This window comes from Cellulomonas septica, assembly GCF_012396155.1.
Taxonomy (GTDB): Bacteria; Actinomycetota; Actinomycetes; order Actinomycetales; family Cellulomonadaceae; genus Cellulomonas; species Cellulomonas septica.
This window is the reverse complement of the sequence record NZ_JAAXOY010000868.1, coordinates 1-1087: the sequence shown is the minus strand read 5'-3', so window position 1 is coordinate 1087 and position 1087 is coordinate 1. Positions and strand designations below refer to the sequence as shown.

The following is a 1087-nucleotide window of genomic DNA, read 5'->3' as shown; positions in this document are numbered from 1 at the left end:
CGGGCGCGCAGGGCGGGCACGCCCTCGTGCGTCCGCGCCGACGCGGCCAGCACGGGGACGCCGGTCAGCCCGTCCTCCTCGAGCAGCCGCGCGACGTCGGCGACGAGCTCGGGGCGGACCTCGGGCGGCACGGTGTCGACCTGGTTGAGGACGACGAGCATCGACGCCTCGTGCCCGACGAGCCGGCGCAGGTAGCCGGAGTGCAGCGCGTCGTCCGCGTACTTCTGCGGGTCGACGACCCACACGAGCAGGTCGGCCTGCGGCAGCAGGCGGTCGACGACCTCGCGGTGCTCGGGCGCGATCGAGTCGTGGTCGGGCAGGTCGAGCAGCACGAGCCCGCGCAGCGCGGCCTCGCTCTCGCCGTCGAGCAGGCTCTCGCGCACCGTGCGTCGGTCGGGCCGGACGCCGAGCCAGTCGAGCAGCGCGCCGCCGTCCGTCGCCCAGACGCACGCGGTGACGTCGGACGTCGTCGGGCGCTTGACGCCCACGTCGGCGAGCGGCAGCCCGCACACCGCGTTGAACATGCTCGACTTGCCGGACCCGGTGCCCCCGACGAGCGCGACGACGGCGTGGTCGACGCCGAGCTCGAGCCGCTCGCGCACGCGGTCGATGGTCTGGCCGACGCGCGCCACGACGGGCGGCTCGAGCCGCGCCCCGCCGACGACGAGCGCCTGGTCGAGCGCACCGACGCGCTCCTCGAGCCGGACGGTCTCGTCGCCGTGCAGCGCCGCGTCCAGCACGTGCCGGTGCACGGCGTGGCTCCGGGTCCCCTCGGTCGTCACGTCAGTCCCTTCAGCACGGCCAGCCGCAGGCGCAGCAGCGAGGCCGCGTCCTCGGCGAGGTCGGGGTCGGCGAGCACCTTGCCGACCGACGCGCGCTCGAGCGCGACCTGCGCCTCGACGCGCGACTCCACGTCGTCGCGCAGGTCGGCGACGACCTTGTGCCCCGCGGCACCCAGGAGGTCGACGAGCAGCTCGGTCGCCTCGTCGACGCCCGCGGCGCCCGCGAGCGCGAGCGCGGCGAGCCCCTCGGTGCCGAGCGCCTTCTCGGCCTTCTGCCGCCGGCGTCCCTCGGCCGCGACGTCCCG

At 76.5% G+C, this 1087-nt stretch carries 1 protein-coding gene and 1 pseudogene; both read right to left on the bottom strand.

Translation table 11 applies throughout. The annotated features are described in order from the left end of the window. Positions 1 to 782: GTPase (locus HGA02_RS19910; protein ID WP_343035657.1), on the bottom strand; the 782-nt coding region annotated here is incomplete at its 3' end. Beyond that, positions 779 to 1087 (bottom strand): annotated as a pseudogene (locus tag HGA02_RS19905) (hypothetical protein); the annotation flags it as partial. The pseudogene HGA02_RS19905 and the gene HGA02_RS19910, both read right to left, overlap by 4 nt.